At 44.4% G+C, this 17699-nt stretch carries 14 protein-coding genes; 13 read left to right on the top strand and 1 reads right to left on the bottom strand.

Annotated features, from left to right (window positions below; genetic code table 11):
* Positions 1–70 precede the first annotated feature (70 nt).
* The 7 genes from D5281_RS05880 to D5281_RS05850 all read left to right on the top strand — a co-directional run bounded on the left by D5281_RS05880 (position 71) and on the right by D5281_RS05850 (position 8946).
* Complete coding sequence (locus D5281_RS05880; protein WP_160559205.1) at positions 71–1693, top strand: polysaccharide biosynthesis C-terminal domain-containing protein; 1623 nt, start codon at positions 71–73, stop codon at positions 1691–1693.
* A 54-nt stretch (positions 1694–1747) separates the two neighbouring features.
* Complete coding sequence (locus D5281_RS05875; protein WP_160559204.1) at positions 1748–2509, top strand: hypothetical protein; 762 nt, start codon at positions 1748–1750, stop codon at positions 2507–2509.
* Positions 2510–2619: 110 nt separating this feature from the next.
* Positions 2620–3873, top strand: coding sequence for a BaiN/RdsA family NAD(P)/FAD-dependent oxidoreductase (locus D5281_RS05870; RefSeq protein WP_160559203.1), 1254 nt, complete (start codon positions 2620–2622; stop codon positions 3871–3873).
* A 17-nt stretch (positions 3874–3890) separates the two neighbouring features.
* The gene (locus tag D5281_RS05865) at positions 3891–5510 is read left to right on the top strand and encodes an NAD(P)/FAD-dependent oxidoreductase (RefSeq protein ID WP_160559202.1); all 1620 of its coding nucleotides are present in this window, start codon (positions 3891–3893) and stop codon (positions 5508–5510) included.
* 91 nt (positions 5511–5601) lie between these two features.
* Positions 5602–6186 (top strand): 5-formyltetrahydrofolate cyclo-ligase, encoded by a 585-nt coding sequence (locus D5281_RS05860; protein WP_160559201.1) that lies wholly within the window; start codon positions 5602–5604, stop codon positions 6184–6186.
* Between the two features lie 93 nt (positions 6187–6279).
* A complete protein-coding gene (locus D5281_RS05855) occupies positions 6280–7521 on the top strand; it encodes a glutamate-5-semialdehyde dehydrogenase (RefSeq protein ID WP_160559339.1) in 1242 nt (413 codons plus the stop codon).
* Between the two features lie 363 nt (positions 7522–7884).
* Positions 7885–8946, top strand: coding sequence for a lactonase family protein (locus D5281_RS05850; RefSeq protein ID WP_160559200.1), 1062 nt, complete (start codon positions 7885–7887; stop codon positions 8944–8946).
* A gap of 68 nt (positions 8947–9014) precedes the next feature.
* On the opposite strand, the gene aroC is transcribed toward D5281_RS05850, so the two are convergent.
* Positions 9015–10115 (bottom strand): chorismate synthase, encoded by a 1101-nt coding sequence (gene aroC, locus D5281_RS05845; RefSeq protein WP_160559199.1) that lies wholly within the window; start codon positions 10113–10115, stop codon positions 9015–9017.
* Between the two features lie 185 nt (positions 10116–10300).
* On the opposite strand from aroC, the gene D5281_RS05840 reads away from it, so the two are divergent.
* From D5281_RS05840 to ilvD, 6 genes are all read left to right on the top strand, one after another.
* The gene (locus D5281_RS05840; RefSeq protein WP_160559198.1) at positions 10301–11323 is read left to right on the top strand and encodes a M15 family metallopeptidase; all 1023 of its coding nucleotides are present in this window, start codon (positions 10301–10303) and stop codon (positions 11321–11323) included.
* Positions 11324–11349: 26 nt separating this feature from the next.
* Complete coding sequence (gene tgt, locus D5281_RS05835) at positions 11350–12513, top strand: tRNA guanosine(34) transglycosylase Tgt (RefSeq protein ID WP_160559197.1); 1164 nt, start codon at positions 11350–11352, stop codon at positions 12511–12513.
* A gap of 235 nt (positions 12514–12748) precedes the next feature.
* On the top strand, positions 12749–13066 hold the full coding sequence (gene yajC / locus D5281_RS05830; RefSeq protein WP_277935204.1) for a preprotein translocase subunit YajC: 318 nt from the start codon (positions 12749–12751) through the stop codon (positions 13064–13066).
* A gap of 146 nt (positions 13067–13212) precedes the next feature.
* Positions 13213–14298, top strand: coding sequence for a 3-isopropylmalate dehydrogenase (gene leuB / locus D5281_RS05825; RefSeq protein WP_160559196.1), 1086 nt, complete (start codon positions 13213–13215; stop codon positions 14296–14298).
* The gene (locus D5281_RS05820; RefSeq protein ID WP_160559195.1) at positions 14285–15952 is read left to right on the top strand and encodes a glycosyltransferase family 39 protein; all 1668 of its coding nucleotides are present in this window, start codon (positions 14285–14287) and stop codon (positions 15950–15952) included. The genes leuB and D5281_RS05820 overlap by 14 nt, the downstream gene beginning before the upstream one ends.
* 69 nt (positions 15953–16021) lie before the next feature.
* The gene (gene ilvD / locus D5281_RS05815; RefSeq protein WP_160559194.1) at positions 16022–17689 is read left to right on the top strand and encodes a dihydroxy-acid dehydratase; all 1668 of its coding nucleotides are present in this window, start codon (positions 16022–16024) and stop codon (positions 17687–17689) included.
* Positions 17690–17699: the final 10 nt, after the last annotated feature.

Below are 17699 nucleotides of genomic sequence, written 5' to 3'. Positions count from 1 at the left end.
ATAAGAGTATGTTTGAAAAATGCACCTGGCAGGAAGGCGCTTTCAGACAGGCTCAGGGCAGGAGAGATATATGAGGATACCAGCGAGGAAACCAAGAAAGGATTACTACACGGCAATTACATGGATTGCACTTATAGGAACATTGATTTTCAGGATTCCTTTAGTGCGTATGATGGGAGATAAAGGGATTGCTTATTTTGGAGTGGCAAATGAAATTTATTTGGCGGTGGCAGGTGCGCTTTCCTATGGATTATCGGAAGCTGTTTCGGTTTTGGTCCGGTACCGGTTAAGGAGAGGACAGATTAAGGGGGCAGGGAAGGTATTAGGAAGCGCGCTGTGTATAGGGGGCGGCATTGGACTGATACTTACCTTCATAGTAGGACTCGGAGGACAGAGCCTTGCAGAGAAGCTTTTCCATGTGCCTCTTTCCGGTATGGCAGTAAGGCTGATGGCTCCGGCAATGCTTTTTTCTGTGTTGACAGGGGTTTTGAAAGGATATTTTCAGGGAAACGGTTCTAAGCTTCCGGCCATGCATTCGGAGCTGCTTCACATGATATTTCTATTTTTAGGCGGGCTGATTGGAACGTTAATTTTGCATAGATACGGGGTAAAGGTTTCTGCGTTGCTGCAAAATGAGGATTACGCGGCGGCATATGGAGCTATGGGGGCGTCCATTGGACTGCTCGCGGCATCGGTTCTTAGTTTTTTTTATATGCTTATTTTGTATTCTATTTTCAGGAGAAATCAAAGTAAGCAGGCGCAGGAGGGCCGGGAGGTGCAGAGAGGACAGGATTCAGGTTTCCGGATTTTGTACATGCTGATGGGAACAGGACTTGTTTATGGTATATACTTTTTTGGCTTTCATGTGCTGCCTTTATTAGACCAGTATTTACTTTTTTCCTCCGGAAGTGATGCATATATAACCCAGTGGGGAGCGTATTACGGCAGATGTCTGGTGGTAACCGGTATTGTGTGCGGCGCAATCCACATGGTGTGCCTTGCGCCGATGAAGCGTATTGTGGCAGGCATGGAGAGGGGAGACCAGTTGCTGGCAAAGGAACGGCTTGGAATTTTGCTGCATCAGTGTGCCGTGATTTCGATACCTGTGGCAGTCATTCTGGCAGTGCTGGCAGAAAATATTTTGGATTTACTGTTTAAAGGAAACAATGGACAGGCAGCTATGTGGGTGCAGGTCTGGTGTGTTGCAATTGTGCTTGAGATTTTCGCATCCGCATTTATGGAAATATTCATTTGTGGCAGAAAAGCAAAGATTGCAGCTGCAATTGGAGCGATTACATTGCTTCTGCACGTGGGAAGCGCATTGCTTTTCTTAAAGATCGCAAAGCTGGGGATATTGGCAATTGTAATTGCCCTTATTGTTTTCTATGGAGCCGCGGCTGTGCTGGGTTTTTTGGCGGTGAGCCGTATTTATCAATATCGTCAGGAATGGATTAGAACCTTTGGAGTTACCTTAATTGCATCTGCCGTTGCAGGCTTGGCAGCCCTTCTGTTAAATAAAGTTTTGCTATCCTTATTAGGAGCTGTGCCATCGCTTGTGATATGCATTTTGGTGGGAGCGGCTGTCTATATGGTGCTTTTGGTGGTGCTAAGGGCCTTTGAAAGTGGAGAACTAGAGGAAATGGCAGGGGGCAGATTGCTTATGATGTTGGCGGATTTGCTACATTTTGTATAAATTTAAATTTTTTGACTGATACTGTTTATAAAAAATAGTAAAGGTGTATATGCTATGAAATTTGTAAAACGTATCAGTTTGTTTTTTATTTATCCGATCAGCATGTTTTCCTTGGGATTTGCATCCAATATGGCGCTTATGGAATATTTTTATCCGGGCAGGGAGAATAAAAATATACAGATGAAAGCCGTTGCAGATGAAGCTTCTGAGAAAATGCCTGCCGGAGAAAATGCAGGTGATCTTACGGAGGATTCCGCAAGAGAATCCATAGCAGGAGATGGAGAAACCATAGGCGGAGCCATAGGAAATTCCATGGGAGGGACTGTAGGGCAGTCTGCAGAGGAAACAATGGAGGTATCGCTTCGGGATGAACCGATTGTGACAGCAAATACACAATATGTGATTTTAAAATATAATGCGGTTACGGAGGAGACTGTGGAGGATGAAGAAGCCGCGCCTGATAAGTTTATGGGACTTAACAGAGACAAACTGGTAAGGGAGATTCAGGAGTACAACCAGAATCCCTCCCTGACAGATTTAGAGGAGGGTTTTTCCTTTATGGAGCTTGTGTCCTTTTCCCCGGCAAGAGTGGTGGTGAGGAAAAGCTATGAACCTCCAGTGTGGGAGGATGGTTTTTTTCTGATCAATGAGAATCATTATGTAGTGGTATACGACAAGAGCCTGTCCAATATTTTCATGAATACGGATATTTTGGTAGAAAATTTGCCGGAGAGCCTGCAAAAAGAGATTCTAAGCATGAAATATGTGGAGAGTGAAAAAGAATTATATAATTTCCTTGAGTCTTACTCAAGTTAATTATATTATATAACCAGAGGAATATATCGAATGGCATTTGATGCAATTCGTCCTTAAATTTATGCGTTTTAGGAACGGGGAGACAAAACAAAAGAACTTGGAGGATTATAATGGAGAACAAAATGAAGATCGCAGTAATTGGAGCAGGGGCATCCGGAATGACAGCGGCTATTACAGCGGCAAAACAGGGAGCGGAAGTTACCTTATTTGAAAAAAACGAAAGAGTGGGGAAGAAAATTCTTGCCACAGGCAATGGAAAATGCAATCTTGGAAATCTGGAATTTTCTATGGACCAGTATTATTGTGAGGATAAAGACAAGCTTCAAAAAATGTTTGGTATATTTTCTACCTGGGATGCAGTGGCCTTTTTTGAAAATATGGGGCTTATGGTGAAAGATAAAAATGGATATCTGTATCCATATTCGGAACAGGCATCCTCTGTTTTGGATGTTCTGCGCATGGAGCTGGACAGAGAAAAGGTGAAGCTGATTGCGGAAGCGGAGATTGTTTCTTTGAAACATGAGGATGGGGAGAATCTGTTTGTATTAAAGGATGCGAAAGGAAACAGCTATTTCTTTGAGAAGGTGATTATAGCCTGCGGAAGTCCTGCTTCTCTAAAAAAGGGAGATGGAATGACCGGTTATGCGCTGGCAAAAATGCTTGGCCATAAGGTGAAGGATGTGGTTCCCGGACTGGTTCAGTTAAAGAGTGACGAGACATTTATAAAAGCGCTTTCAGGCGTAAGATGCCAGGCAGGTATCAGCCTTTTGGTGAATGGGGAAAAGGTGGATGATGAGAAAGGGGAATTGCAGTTTACAGATTATGGAATTTCAGGTATTCCGGTTTTCCAGTTCAGTCGTCAGGTGTCCTATGCCATGAAGGAGGGAAAGGACGTATCGGTGCTGGTAGATTTCTATCCTGATCAGGACGATAAGGCATTTACCTATATGAGCAGGCTCAGATATGATGTTTTGTTGGATAAGACCGTGGAAAATTATCTGACAGGAACCTTAAATAAGAAAATTAATATGGTACTGTTAAAGCAGGCCGGACTTAAGCCGGATATGAAGGCCCAGGAGGTTGGGTATAAAACGATATGGGAGATTATGAAGAAAAGCAGAGCCTTTCCAATTCACATAAGCGGTGTCAATGCAATGGAAAATGCACAGGTTTGCGCTGGAGGAGTTGATTTTGGACAGATGAATCAGGAACTGGAATCAGAAATCGTAAAGGGACTGTATTTTGCAGGTGAGATGGTAGACGTGGATGGAAAATGCGGCGGCTACAATCTGCAGTGGGCATGGAGCAGCGGTTACATAGCAGGCAGGAATGCGGCAGGAGGCTCCACATTTGAGGGCGATTGAAGGCATGGTAATATAAAATGTTAAGAATAAATCAATTAAAGCTTCCGGTGGGGCATAACCCATCGGAGCTTATGGAGCGGGTAAAGAAACTTTTGCGCTGGAAGGACAGAGAAGCCGAACCGGAGATTACCATAGTCAGGCGTTCCATAGATGCCAGAAAAAAACCGGAGCTTTATTTTAATTATGTTTTAAATATACAGGTAAAAGACCAGGCGGCGGTTTATGGCAGGTGTGACAAAAAGCAGGTGACGGTATGGAAGGAAAAGCCGTACCGTTTTCCTGTCACTTCTTATAAAGGCAACGTAAGGCCGGTTGTGATAGGAACCGGCCCGGCAGGGCTTTTTTGTGGGTATATGCTTGCAAAAGCTGGATTCCGGCCGATATTGCTTGAACGGGGAGAAGCTGTAGAGCAGCGGGTGAAAGATGTACAGGAGTTTTGGGAGAGCGGCAAACTGAATCCGGAGTCCAATGTGCAGTTTGGAGAAGGGGGCGCAGGTACCTTTTCAGATGGAAAGCTGAACACATTGGTGAAGGATAAATATGGAAGAAACCAAAAGGTGTTATCCTTGCTTGTGGAGGCAGGGGCTTTGGAAGAAATTCTTTATGATCACAAACCGCATATCGGCACGGATGAATTATGTAAGATTGTAGCACATATGCGTCAGGATATCATACATATGGGCGGTGAGGTACATTTCGGCGCCAAAGTGACAGACCTTATATGCAGGGAAGGGTGTGTAGCGGGCGTTATAATAAACGGAAGCGAAAGGCTGGAAGCCAAGTATGTTGTTCTTGCGCCAGGACACAGTGCAAGAGATGTTTTCCGGATGCTATATGAAAAAGATATTGCCTTAGAAGCAAAGCCTTTTGCCGTGGGAGTGCGGGTGGAGCACCCCCAGGAGCTGATGAATCTTGCGCAGTATGGCAGCAGGGAAGTAAAGGATTTAGGAAATGCGCCTTATAAAGTGACGGCCAGGACCAAAGATGGCAGGGGCGTTTATTCTTTTTGTATGTGTCCCGGGGGATATGTGGTAAATGCATCATCCCAACAGGGGCGTCTTGCGGTGAATGGCATGAGCTACAGCAAAAGGGATGGCAGTAATGCAAACAGCGCTATCATTGTAACAGTTACCCCTGAAGATTACGGACAGGATCATCCGCTCTCAGGTGTGGAATTTCAGCAGAGGTTAGAGGAAAAGGCTTTTCAAGTGGGCGATGGCGTCATACCGGTGGAACGGTATGGAGATTATAGAAGGGCTCTGACGCAAAGAGATGCAGGCCTTCCATCGTCTTACTTAATTCCGGAGGATTTTACGCCTGCAATTAAAGGAAAGTGGCGTTTTGCACCGGTACATGAAATACTTCCAAAGGAGCTTGGCCTGGCGCTTGTAGAAGGAATGGAGCAGTTTGGGAAGACCATAAAAGGGTTTAACGATATCAATGTGCTGATGGAAGGGGTAGAGAGCAGGACTTCTTCACCGGTGAGAATTTTGCGGGATGAAAAGCTGCAATCCTCCCTTAAGGGATTGTATCCTTGTGGAGAGGGGGCCGGCTATGCAGGTGGAATCACTTCAGCGGCAATGGATGGCATACGGGTGGCTGAGGAAGTGGCCGTAGCCATCGCGAGCCAATCTTGAAAAGAGCTTTGGCAGTTGGCAGTATCGTGCAGTGGCAGGAAGAACCGAAATGGTACGGTTACAAAGCCGCGGATGAAAGGGAGGCTGTCTGATGAAAGAAATGGAATTTAGCAGTAAACAGGAACTGCGAAGCCGATATCTGGCTTATAGGGATAGTCTTTCGTTGGAAGAAAGAAAAGAAAAAAGCGCCAGAATTTGGGAACAGTTAAAAAGAGAAACGCTTTACCGGGATGCGTCAAACATTCTTGTGTACATGGATTACCGCAGTGAGGTTATGACCACTGGACTGGTGGAAAAACTTTTCGGGACGGAAAAAAAGGTATTTGCCCCAAAGGTAGAAGGGATGGAGATTCAGTTCTACCAAGTGGAAAGCATGGAGGACTTGGCAAGTGGATATCAGGGAATTAGAGAGCCTGAGGATAATCCTGAAAAACGATTTGATTTGCAAAGGGCGAAAGAAGCTGAGAGCTTGATTTTGGTGCCTTTAACCGTATTTGACAGGGAAAGAGGCCGGATGGGCTATGGAAAAGGATTTTATGACCGCTATCTGGCAGCGTTTCCTATGCTTCACAGTGTGGCGCTAGCTTTTGCATGTCAGATGGCCGGGAAGGTTCCGGTAGAGATGCATGACAGGAAACCGGATATGATTATCACAGAAAAAGAAATTATCAGATAAAAGTGTGAAAAGAAAGTCAAAACAGGATTTTGATCTGATGCATGCGGGGGATAGGAATAGAAGATGAAAGCAGAAAGGGAGAAGGAAGCGGATATGGAATTTTTGGTGCAGTTGGGGAAAAATGCGGCAGCCGCCAAATATGAATTGCAGAAGTTAACTACAAAGCAGAAAGACAAAGCGCTGCTTGCAGTGGCGGATGCGCTTATAAAAGAAAGTGCAGAGATTCTTGCGGAAAATGAAAAAGATATCATAGCAGGTGAAAAAAAGGGAATGCACCCTGGCCTGCTTGACAGACTGCGCCTTACACAGGAACGTATAAATGGGATGGCGGAAGGACTTAGACAGGTGGTGGAGCTGCCGGATCCAATCGGAGAAGTGATAGAAGCCTTTGAAAGGCCCAACGGATTATCCATAGAAAAACGCAGGGTTCCTATGGGAGTAATCGGTATGATTTATGAATCCCGTCCCAATGTTACGGCAGATGCCTTTGGCCTTTGCTTTAAAAGTGGAAACGCCGTAATTTTAAAAGGGGGAAGTGATGCCATTTGCTCGAATAGAGCAATTACAAAGGTGATACGAAAAGCCCTAAGAACGGAAGGCATTACAGAAGATGCAGTGCAGCTGATTGAATCCACAGACAGAGCGGTAACCCAAGCGTTTATGCATCTTAAGGAGTATGTAGATTTGCTGATACCACGAGGCGGAGCAGGCCTAATAAAGAGTGTAGTGGAGAACAGTACCATACCGGTTATTGAAACGGGAACCGGCAACTGCCATGTGTATATAGACGAATTTGCAGACTGTGATATGGCAGTTTCCATTATTATAAATGCAAAAACCCAGAGAATCGGCGTGTGCAATGCCTGTGAGTCTCTGGTGATTCACGAGGCAGTGAAGGATAAAGTGCTTCCTCTGCTTTCCGATGCATGCAAAAAACACCATGTAGAAATCCGTGGAGATGAAAAGGTAGCTCAGGTGATTGATTGTAAACCGGCTTGCGAGGAAGATTACGGGACAGAATACTTAGATTACATTATTTCCATGAAGACAGTTTCCTCTATAGATGAGGCGATTGATCATATCAACAAATATAACACCAGGCATTCAGAAGCAATTATCACAGAAAATAAAGAGCATGCGGAGAAATTCTTAAAGGAAGTGGATGCGGCCTGTGTCTATGTAAATGCGTCTACCAGATTTACGGATGGGTTTGAGTTTGGCTTTGGGGCGGAAATCGGTATCAGCACACAAAAGCTTCATGCCAGAGGCCCCATGGGACTTAAGGAGCTTACTTCTTACAAATATGTCATTAAAGGGAATGGGCAGATACGGTAACAGACTGCTCATCTGACCCGTAAACAGGAATGCTGTTTTGTTACCTTTCACACGTTGACCAGAGGACGCTTGGAAAAAACAAATATTTAGGCGTCACCACGCTTTCGCTCTGTAAAAACGTAGCAGACGCTAGGTTCGAAAGGACCTTACCTAAGCGCACACGCATAATGCGTGACGTTTTTCCAAGGGTTCCTTTTGGAATAGTTTTTTTCCAAGCTGTTTATTGGCTACCGTGTGAAAAGTAACCTGTTTTCCCATATTTTGTATAGGTATTTTTTCTTTTGTTGTATGAAAAAAAGTCCTGTGATATAATAAGAACAGCAAATGAAGTACGCATGAAAGGAAAAGTAAGAGAGGATCGTCATGGAAAAAGAAAAATATGTAGCCTATGTATCCACTTATACATCAGGAAACAAAAGCAGCTTTGGGATAAAGATTTATGATGTGGATTTAGAAGCAGGAAGATTTTATGAAAAGGATCAGGTTGAAATAACCAATTCTTCCTATGTTACAATATCGCATAATGAAAAATATCTTTATTCCATCACGGATTTTGGGGTAGAAGCCTATAAAATATTGGAGGATGGAGGTCTTTCCGTAATTAACCACGCATCCATTAACGGAATGAGAGGATGTTACCTTTCAACAGATTATGAAGATAAATTCCTTTTTGTGGCGGGGTATCATGATGCAAAGGTGACCGTACTGCGCGTGAAAGAAGACGGGTCAATCGGTGAAATTACGGATGAAATATTTCATAAGGGACTTGGAAGCATTGCGGAGAGAACTTTCAGGCCGCATATTAACTGCGTGAAAATGACAAGGGATAATAAATATTTGTGTGCGGCGGATTTGGGCATGGATCACGTAATTGTTTACGAGCTTAATCATACCAATGGAAGACTGCGTCAGGTGGATATCATTAGAAGCGAGCAGGAATCAGCTCCCCGGCACTTGAAATTTTCCAAGGATGGGAAAATCGTGTATATCGTGCATGAGCTTAAGAATTATATTGATGTGTACAGGTATTCAATTGACGAGCATGGAATCCCTGTTTTTGATAAGATTCAGAATATTTCGACTCTAAATACCTACCATGCAGGCGGTTCGGCAGCCAGTGCCCTTAATCTTTCGGCGGATTTTAAGTACTTATGCAGCTCCAATGCAGGCGATAACAGCGTAGTTCTTTATTCGATCGATCAGGAAACCGGATTGCTTACCAAAATACTTTGCCTGCCGATTAGCGGTGACTATCCCAAGGATGCCGCTCTGTTCCCAGACAATAAACATTTGGTTTCTCTAAATCATGAAACAAATACCATGACATTTTTTAATGTTGATATTGAGAATAAGACGATTGTCATGAATGGGAAAGCAATAGATGTTGATCAACCTAATTGTATCATTTTTTATAAATTGAAATAAAAAAGTTGGCCGTAAGGCCAACTTTTTATAATGAATAAGCTGATTCACAAAGCGTGAGAAGGATTGATTTATCTTTTATAAAAAGCAGTTAAATAGTCAAGCTTTGCGCTCAGGTTGAGCATACAGGCATCTAAAACGGTAAGTGCGGCCATTGCTTCCACAACGACCACGGCCCTGGGAACGATGACAGGATCGTGACGTCCCTTGATGGCGATCTCTATATTTTCCATATCCTTGTTTACTGTCTTTTGGATAGAGAAGATGGATGGCGTTGGTTTAATGTGGGCCCGAAGGATGATTTGGGATCCATCGCTGATTCCCCCGAGGATTCCGCCGGCATGGTTGGTCGTTTTATAGATTTTGCCATTGAAGCTTTGAAAGGCATCATTGTTGGCAGAACCTTTGGCACCGGCAGCTTTGAAACCATCGCCAATTTCCACAGCTTTTACAGCGCCGATAGACATAACAGCCTTTGCCAGGTTGGCATCTAATTTTTCAAATACCGGGTCGCCGATGCCGGAAGGCAGTCCGTCTATGACACATTCCACGATGCCGCCACAGGAATCTTTATTTTCCATACACTCTTTTAAATAGGCCATGGCCTCTTTATCCGCAGCTTCATCAGGCATGCAGGTAGCAGTGGAAAAAATAAGTTGTCTGCTAAACTGAGTCATATCAATGGAAATAGGACCAATTGCACTGGTATATGCGGTAACGGTAATCCCCATTTCTTTTAACAGTTTTGCTGCCACAGCCCCTGCCGCTACCCGTCCTGCTGTTTCGCGGCCGGAGGAACGCCCTCCTCCTCTATAATCCCGAAAGCCATACTTGGAATCATAGGTAAGATCCGCATGTCCTGGTCTGTAATAGGACGCGATCTCGCTGTAGTCGGAAGATTTTTGTGAAGTGTTTGGTATGATAAGGGAAATCGGAGTGCCGGTAGTCTTTCCTTCGAAAACGCCGGAGAGGATTTCAACCTGATCCGATTCCTTTCTGGGGGTAGAGATAGAGGTCTGTCCCGGTTTTCGGCGGTCAAGATAAGGCTGGATATCTGCCTCAGTAAGCGCAAGGCCTGCGGGACAGCCGTCAATGACAACACCTAAAGCTTTTCCATGGGATTCTCCCCAGGTGGTTATTTTAAATATGGTTCCAAAAGTTGAGCCTGCCATATATTCTCCTTTCGAACTTTAAAAAGCTATCGATAATTGTGAAAATACATCCTTAAGCTGGATTATAGCGGATAAGAAATTATTTTACAATTATTTTTCTAACAACTATTGTAGATTACGGTAGATTTGTGTAAAATAATCATGTGTATTGCCTTACGGCGGGGGATGGGTGGAGAATGTAAGGGATGGAGAGAGAGTCATACAACAAGTTAATTAGATATTTTATCAATATGGGAAAGCGCAGCAAATTCTGGAAGATTCCGGCATTGGCAGGGCTTGCTGTTAGTATGTTTACATATAGATTGTATGAGCATGGCAGGAAGAAGACCATGCGGTTTGCCTGCGTTGTTTTTATTTTATCCTGCTTTGTAATAGCGAATAGCTTTGCGTTCCCTGTTTTTCATGAGGAAGGCGGATTTGTCTCTGCAAAAGAAATGGAAATGGCAGATACGGAGGATACCTTTGGAAATTTGGATAAAGGAGCATTTTACGGGATAAAAGAAGAACACACAGAGTTATCAGATGGACTTTTTGATGGTAATTTCTCCTTAAGTAAGGATATAGAAGATAAGGATGAAAATGAAAAAGACAGTTTGAAGCAGGAAGAAGAAAAGGAGCAGATTGTATTCGACAGAGAGGACTGGAAGCTGATGTTGATTAACAAGCTGCACCCGATTCCGTTAGATTATTCTTTTACACTTGGTCCAATTAAAACTATGAAGGGAACCATGAAATGTGATGAGAGAATTATTGAGGATTTGCTTTTCATGATGCAGGGCGCAAAGGAGGATGGGATAAATCTTGCAATCTGTTCGCCTTATCGTGACATGAACAGGCAGAAGGCTTTGTTTAACCGCAAGATTAAAGCTTATATGGATAAGGATATGACTTACATGGAAGCCTACAAGCTTGCTTCTCAGATTGTAACGGTACCAGGGGCAAGTGAGCATGAGGTGGGACTTGCTGTGGATATTGTTGCGGACACTTACCTGAATTTGGATGAAGGATTTGCGGAAACAGAGGCAGGAATATGGCTGGAGGAGCATTGTGCGGAGTATGGTTTTATTCTCCGCTATCCCAAAGGAAAAGAATATATTACAAGTATTGAATTTGAACCCTGGCATTTTCGTTATGTGGGAAAGGAAGCTGCCAAGGTGATTATGGAGGAGGAGCTTTGCCTGGAGGAGTTCTGGGAAAAGTATCTGTAAAATTCTAAAATAATTGGAGGAATATTATGTTTCGGTTGCTAAAACAGGAAGGAAGGGCAAAGCGCGGAGAATTTACAACCGTCCATGGCGTGATACAGACACCTGTTTTTATGAATGTGGGAACGGCGGCGGCTATTAAGGGAGCAGTATCTACGGAGGATTTGGAACAGATTCATACCCAGGTGGAATTGTCTAACACTTACCATTTGCATGTGCGGCCAGGCGATAAAATTATAAAACAGCTGGGCGGACTTCATAAATTTATGTCCTGGAATAAGCCCATACTCACGGATTCCGGTGGGTTTCAGGTTTTTTCCCTGGCAGGCTTACGCAAGATTAAGGAAGAAGGGGTTTATTTTCATTCCCATATTGACGGGCGGAAGATTTTTATGGGGCCGGAGGAAAGCATACAGATTCAGTCCAATCTTGCCTCCACAATTGCCATGGCGTTTGATGAATGTGCCCCCAGTTTAGCGGACAGGGCTTATGTGCAGGCATCTGTAGAGCGGACAAGCAGATGGCTTAAGCGCTGCAAGATGGAGATGGACAGATTAAATGGACTTGAGGATACCATTAACCCGAACCAGCTTTTATTTGGTATCAATCAGGGCGCCATTTATGCGGATATACGAATAGAACATGCAAAGCAGATTGCACAGTTAGGCCTTGACGGCTACGCAATTGGAGGACTGGCCGTTGGGGAAAGCCATGAGGAAATGTACCACATAATAGAGGAGACGCTCCCCTTTTTGCCAAAGGATAAGCCGGTTTATCTGATGGGTGTGGGAACACCTGCTAATATTTTGGAGGCAGTAGAGCGGGGAATCGATTTCTTTGACTGCGTTTATCCCAGCCGGAATGGACGGCATGGTCATCTTTACACCAATCACGGAAAACTGAATCTTTTTAATGCGAAATATGAGCTGGACGAAAGACCTATAGAGGAGGGATGCAACTGCCCAGCATGCCGCAGATATTCCAGAGCTTATATCAGACATTTACTAAAGGCAAAGGAAATGCTTGGAATGCGTCTTTGTGTACTTCATAATTTGTATTTTTATAATACATTGATGGAGGAAATACGTTCTGCGCTGGATGCAGGGGAATTTGCCGCATATAAACGGAGAAAGCTGGCATTACTTTCCATGGGGCAGGAATGCACACAGTCTGCGCATTCTGTGAGGACATGATTTGGGGTGAAGGTATAAAAATTTGAAAGGGGCTTGTTTTTAATGCTTTAATTGTGTATGATTAATGATGGACGATTAAGAAGATGACAGAAAGTATACTGTGAAAAATAAATTTTTCACAGAAAAATTTGTGCTTGCGCCCAAATTTGCGGGCTGCCTATAAGCATGGAGGATTACTATAAAGTGTATTATGAAATGTAATATAAATATATTTTTATTTTAGGAGGAAATTTAAATGGGTATTTTACTGACAGGAGGAGAAGCTGCTGCGGGAGCCGGAGGCGGTATTATTATGATTGTGTATTTGGTACTGATCGGCGCCTTCTTCTATTTCTTTATGATTCGTCCACAGAAGAAGGAGCAGAAGAAAATGGCGGCAATGCTCTCTACCCTTGAGGTGGGAGACTGCGTGCTTACCAGCAGTGGTTTTTACGGAATCATTATAGATATTACGGATGATACGGTAATCGTAGAGTTTGGTAATAACAAGAATTGCCGTATTCCCATGCAGAAATCCGCAATTGCTCAGGTTGAGAAGGCTGATGCGGAATAAACAATGTTAACGATGGATGCCGTATTAGGAAATCCCCAGTTAATTTAAAGGTCGAACGCTGCCGCGCTTGGCGAGTCAGCTTGTTGATGGAAATAAGGCGCAGAATATGCGTCTTATTTTATAGGTAAAAGTCAGGAGGAAAGGAAATGAAGCTGAATATTGCATGTATACCAGGAGATGGTATTGGGCCTGAGATTGTGACGGAGGCCAAAAAGGTATTGAACAAAATCGCAAGTGTTTATGGACATGAGATGGTATATACAGATATTTTAATGGGAGGTGCATCCATAGATGTGCATGGCGTCCCACTTACAGCGGAAGCGGTAGAGACAGCGAAAGCGGCGGATTGTGTGCTTATGGGATCCATAGGTGGAAATACTGCCACCTCGCCATGGTATAAGCTTGCGCCCGGGCTGCGGCCGGAGGCCGGGCTTTTGGCATTGCGCAAGGCCCTTAATTTGTTTGCAAATCTAAGACCGGCGGTTCTCTATGACGAGTTGGCAGATGCCTGCCCTTTGAAAAAGGAAATCAGTCAGGCCGGATTTGATATGGTGATTGTGCGCGAGCTGACCGGCGGGTTGTATTTTGGAGAGCGCTATACCACAGAGGAGGGAGGCGTGCGTAAGGCAGTTGATACGCTCACTTATAATGAAAATGAAATCCGCAGGATTGCCATTAAGGGATTTGATATTGCTATGAAGCGCCGCAAAAAGGTTACAAGCGTGGATAAGGCTAATGTGCTGGATTCCTCAAGGCTGTGGCGCAAGGTTGTGGAGGAAGTGGCAGCGGATTATTCGGAGGTTACGCTAGAGCATATGCTGGTGGATAATTGCGCTATGCAGTTGGTGAAAGATCCTGCGCAGTTTGATGTGATTTTGACGGAAAACATGTTTGGAGATATTCTTTCCGATGAGGCCAGCATGGTGACAGGTTCTATTGGGATGCTTGCATCCGCATCTTTAAATGACAGTAAATTTGGCCTTTATGAGCCAAGCCATGGTTCGGCGCCGGATATTGCAGGAAAAGATATTGCAAATCCCATTGCAACGATTCTTTCTGCCGCTATGATGCTGCGTTTTACCTTTGATTTAGATAAGGAAGCAGATGAGGTGGAGAGGGCCGTTAAGAATATTCTGGAAAAAGGCTATCGCACCGCAGATATTATGTCAGAAGGATGTAAGCTGGTGGGCTGTAAAGAAATGGGTGATTTGTTGGCAGATGAAATCAAATAAGCAGCGAAAGGGACTGTTAGATGAACAGGAGATGGACAGGCAGGGAAGGATTGCATTTTTTGTTTTGCTGATAGCTATGGCGGTATATTATGGCTATCGCATGTTCGCACTGACGCCGTGGTATGATGAATTGTATACCTACTATTATTTTATCAGCAACGGACCGGTATATGCGGCGATTCACTGGCCCCTTCCTAATAACCATGTGGGGTATTCGGTGCTTTCGGCTTGTCTTGACTTACTGGGAAATTCTTATATTGGCCTGCGGGGGATATCTTATCTGTGTGCGCTGGCGAATCTGTGTCTTCTTTATGAAATAATAGGAAAATACAAAAAGGGCTTCTGGCCTTTGGCGGGAGTTATCCTGTACGTGTCCATGAACCTGGTGAACCAGCTTGCGGTACAGGGGAGAGGATATACGCTTGGGATTACCTGTTATCTAACGGCATGGCTCTGTATGATTTTTATTTGCAGGGAAGGAAAGACGCCAAAAAGATATTATGTGATTTATACCGCCGCATTGATTTTAGGATTGTACGCGGTCAGCAGCAATGTGTACTGGGTGGTTCCTCTCTGTTTTTCAGGAGGTATTTACCTTCTTGTAAAAGGAATATGGGAGGGGAAAGAGGCTGAAAGCCGGAAGAAACTTTTCCAGCTTGTAGTTGCTTGCGTTGTGGCAGCGCTGGGGACAATTTTTCTTTATACCACAATTTGGCTGGCTATCGGTTCAAACCTTCTGGTTAAGGATGTGGCAAGCATTTATTATGGCATGGGGCATGTAAAGATGATCTTAAATGCGCCCTTGGCGGCAATCGGCAGAGGTATGGAATACATGCTGGATACGCCCTATATTCAAAGTGAGGTGCGGGCAGGGTTTACAGGCAGGCTCTTAGAATGGATGGGTAATTTGTTTCATTACTATTATGGTTCCCTTTCTGGAGCCATTGCCGTAGTGTGGGGAGTTGGGCTGTTATTTTTGGTCTGGAAAATTAGGCAGGGTATAACGCGTAGAGAGAATCAAACGCTTTCAAGCTTCGAGAACCAGGCTATGGATGGAGAACTGCTGCTATATTTGTGCTTGTTTATGGGAAGTTTTCTGGTGCCGATTTGTCTTCTGATACAGTGTAAACGTCCTTATTACAGGGTGTTTGCCTATGGTGGCGTTCTTCTAGCCATTTTACTTGTGGTACTGATCCAATATATCCTGGATAGGGTATGTGCCCAAATAAAGGAGCAAGGGAAAAGAAAGAGGATTTCTTTTTTGGTATTACTGTTGATAGGTATTTTTGGTGTAAAATGTCTTTTCTTTTCTGGATATAATGCGCAATACGGAGACCGGGAGCATGAGATTGAGGAAGCTTTATCAAAAGCGAATATAAACAAATGGGAAAATTTCTGTGTGACGGACTGCAACCAGCAGTACCTATTGTATTTCCTTTACGGAATCCGCTGCGAGAACACGGAAATCGAAGGCGCAGATGTGGTTCTTTTGGATAAAAGGATGATGGAGCCGGATTTTAACCAGATGGTTTGGGAATTTTACCATTATTATGACAGCATTCCATGGGAATATATGGAACAGAATATGAGCAAAACTTACGAAAACGATGATTATGTTCTTTATGTAAAAAATGATGAAGCAATTTATAAATGAAAAGTTGTTACGTTTTGTGAACCCTCTGCAGGAGGATTTGTCTAAAAACATATGGAAAAGAGGTAGAAAATGAGAAGTGATCAAGTAAAAGAAGGTATACAGCAGGCCCCTCACAGGAGTTTGTTTAATGCATTGGGATTTACGGAGGAGGAAATGAAAAAGCCCATGGTAGGCATTGTCAGTTCCTACAATGAGATTGTGCCGGGGCATATGAATCTGGATAAGATTGTGGAGGCAGTTAAGCTTGGGGTTGCCCAGGCCGGAGGTGTGCCTGTGGTGTTTCCCGCGATTGCCGTTTGCGATGGGATTGCAATGGGGCATATTGGAATGAAATATTCCCTGGTTACAAGAGACTTAATTGCAGATTCCACGGAATGCATGGCTTTAGCCCATCAATTTGACGCGCTGGTGATGGTGCCGAACTGTGATAAAAATGTGCCTGGACTTTTGATGGCGGCGGCAAGAATCAACGTGCCTACCGTATTTGTGTCAGGCGGCCCTATGCTGGCCGGCCGTGTAAAGGGACAAAAAAGAAGCTTATCTTCTATGTTTGAGGCGGTTGGTTCCCATGCGGCGGGAACCATGACGGAGGAAGATGTAAGAGAGTTTGAAGAAAAGGTTTGCCCTACCTGCGGATCCTGCTCCGGCATGTATACGGCTAATTCCATGAATTGTCTCACAGAAGCGCTGGGTATGGGACTTAAGGGGAACGGTACGATTCCCGCCGTGTATTCGGAGAGAATCAAGCTTGCAAAACATGCGGGCATGGCGGTGATGGAGATGTACCGCAAGGACATCCGTCCGAGGGACATTATGACAAAGGATGCCATTTTAAATGCCCTTACGGTGGACATGGCCCTTGGGTGTTCTACCAACTCCATGCTTCATTTGCCGGCTATTGCCCATGAAGTTGGATTTGATTTTGATATAGCCTTTGCCAATGAAATCAGTGAAAAAACCCCCAACTTATGTCACTTGGCTCCGGCAGGCCCTACTTATATGGAGGATTTGAATGAGGCAGGGGGCGTGTATGCGGTCATGAAGGAGCTGTCGGATGCGGGCCTTTTAAATACAGGCTGTATGACCGTAACCGGAAAAACAATAGGCGAAAATATTGCAGATGCAGTAAATAAAAATCCTGAGGTAATAAGACCTCTTGACAATCCTTACTCTGCTACAGGGGGCCTGGCGGTGCTGAAAGGAAATTTGGCGCCTGACGGCAGTGTTGTAAAGCGTTCTGCGGTGGTGCCCGAAATGATGGTGCATGAAGGCCCAGCCAGAGTATTTGAGTGCGAGGAGGATGCAATTGATGCCATCAAAGGCGGAAAAATCGTGGCAGGAGATGTGGTGGTAATCCGCTATGAGGGTCCAAAGGGCGGCCCTGGTATGCGTGAAATGTTGAATCCTACCTCAGCCATTGCAGGTATGGGACTTGGCTCTAGTGTGGCGCTGATTACGGACGGACGTTTTTCCGGCGCATCCCGGGGGGCGTCCATCGGGCATGTTTCGCCGGAGGCGGCGGTGGGAGGCCCCATAGCCCTTGTGGAGGAAGGGGATATGATTTGCATCAATATTCCTGAAATGAAGCTTGAAGTAAAGGTTTCCGATGAAGAAATGAAAAAGAGGGCGGCAAAATGGCAGCCAAGAAAGCCGAAGGTAACTACCGGGTATCTTGCAAGATACAGAGAAATGGTTACAAGCGGAAACAGAGGGGCAATTTTGGAAATCCCCAAATAAATTGAAAAAT

Source organism: Parablautia muri, from assembly GCF_009917485.1.
In the GTDB taxonomy this organism is placed as follows: Bacteria; Bacillota; Clostridia; order Lachnospirales; family Lachnospiraceae; genus Suilimivivens; species Suilimivivens muri.
The sequence above is the reverse complement of the archived record's forward strand: the minus strand, read 5'-3'. Positions and strand labels throughout refer to the sequence as shown.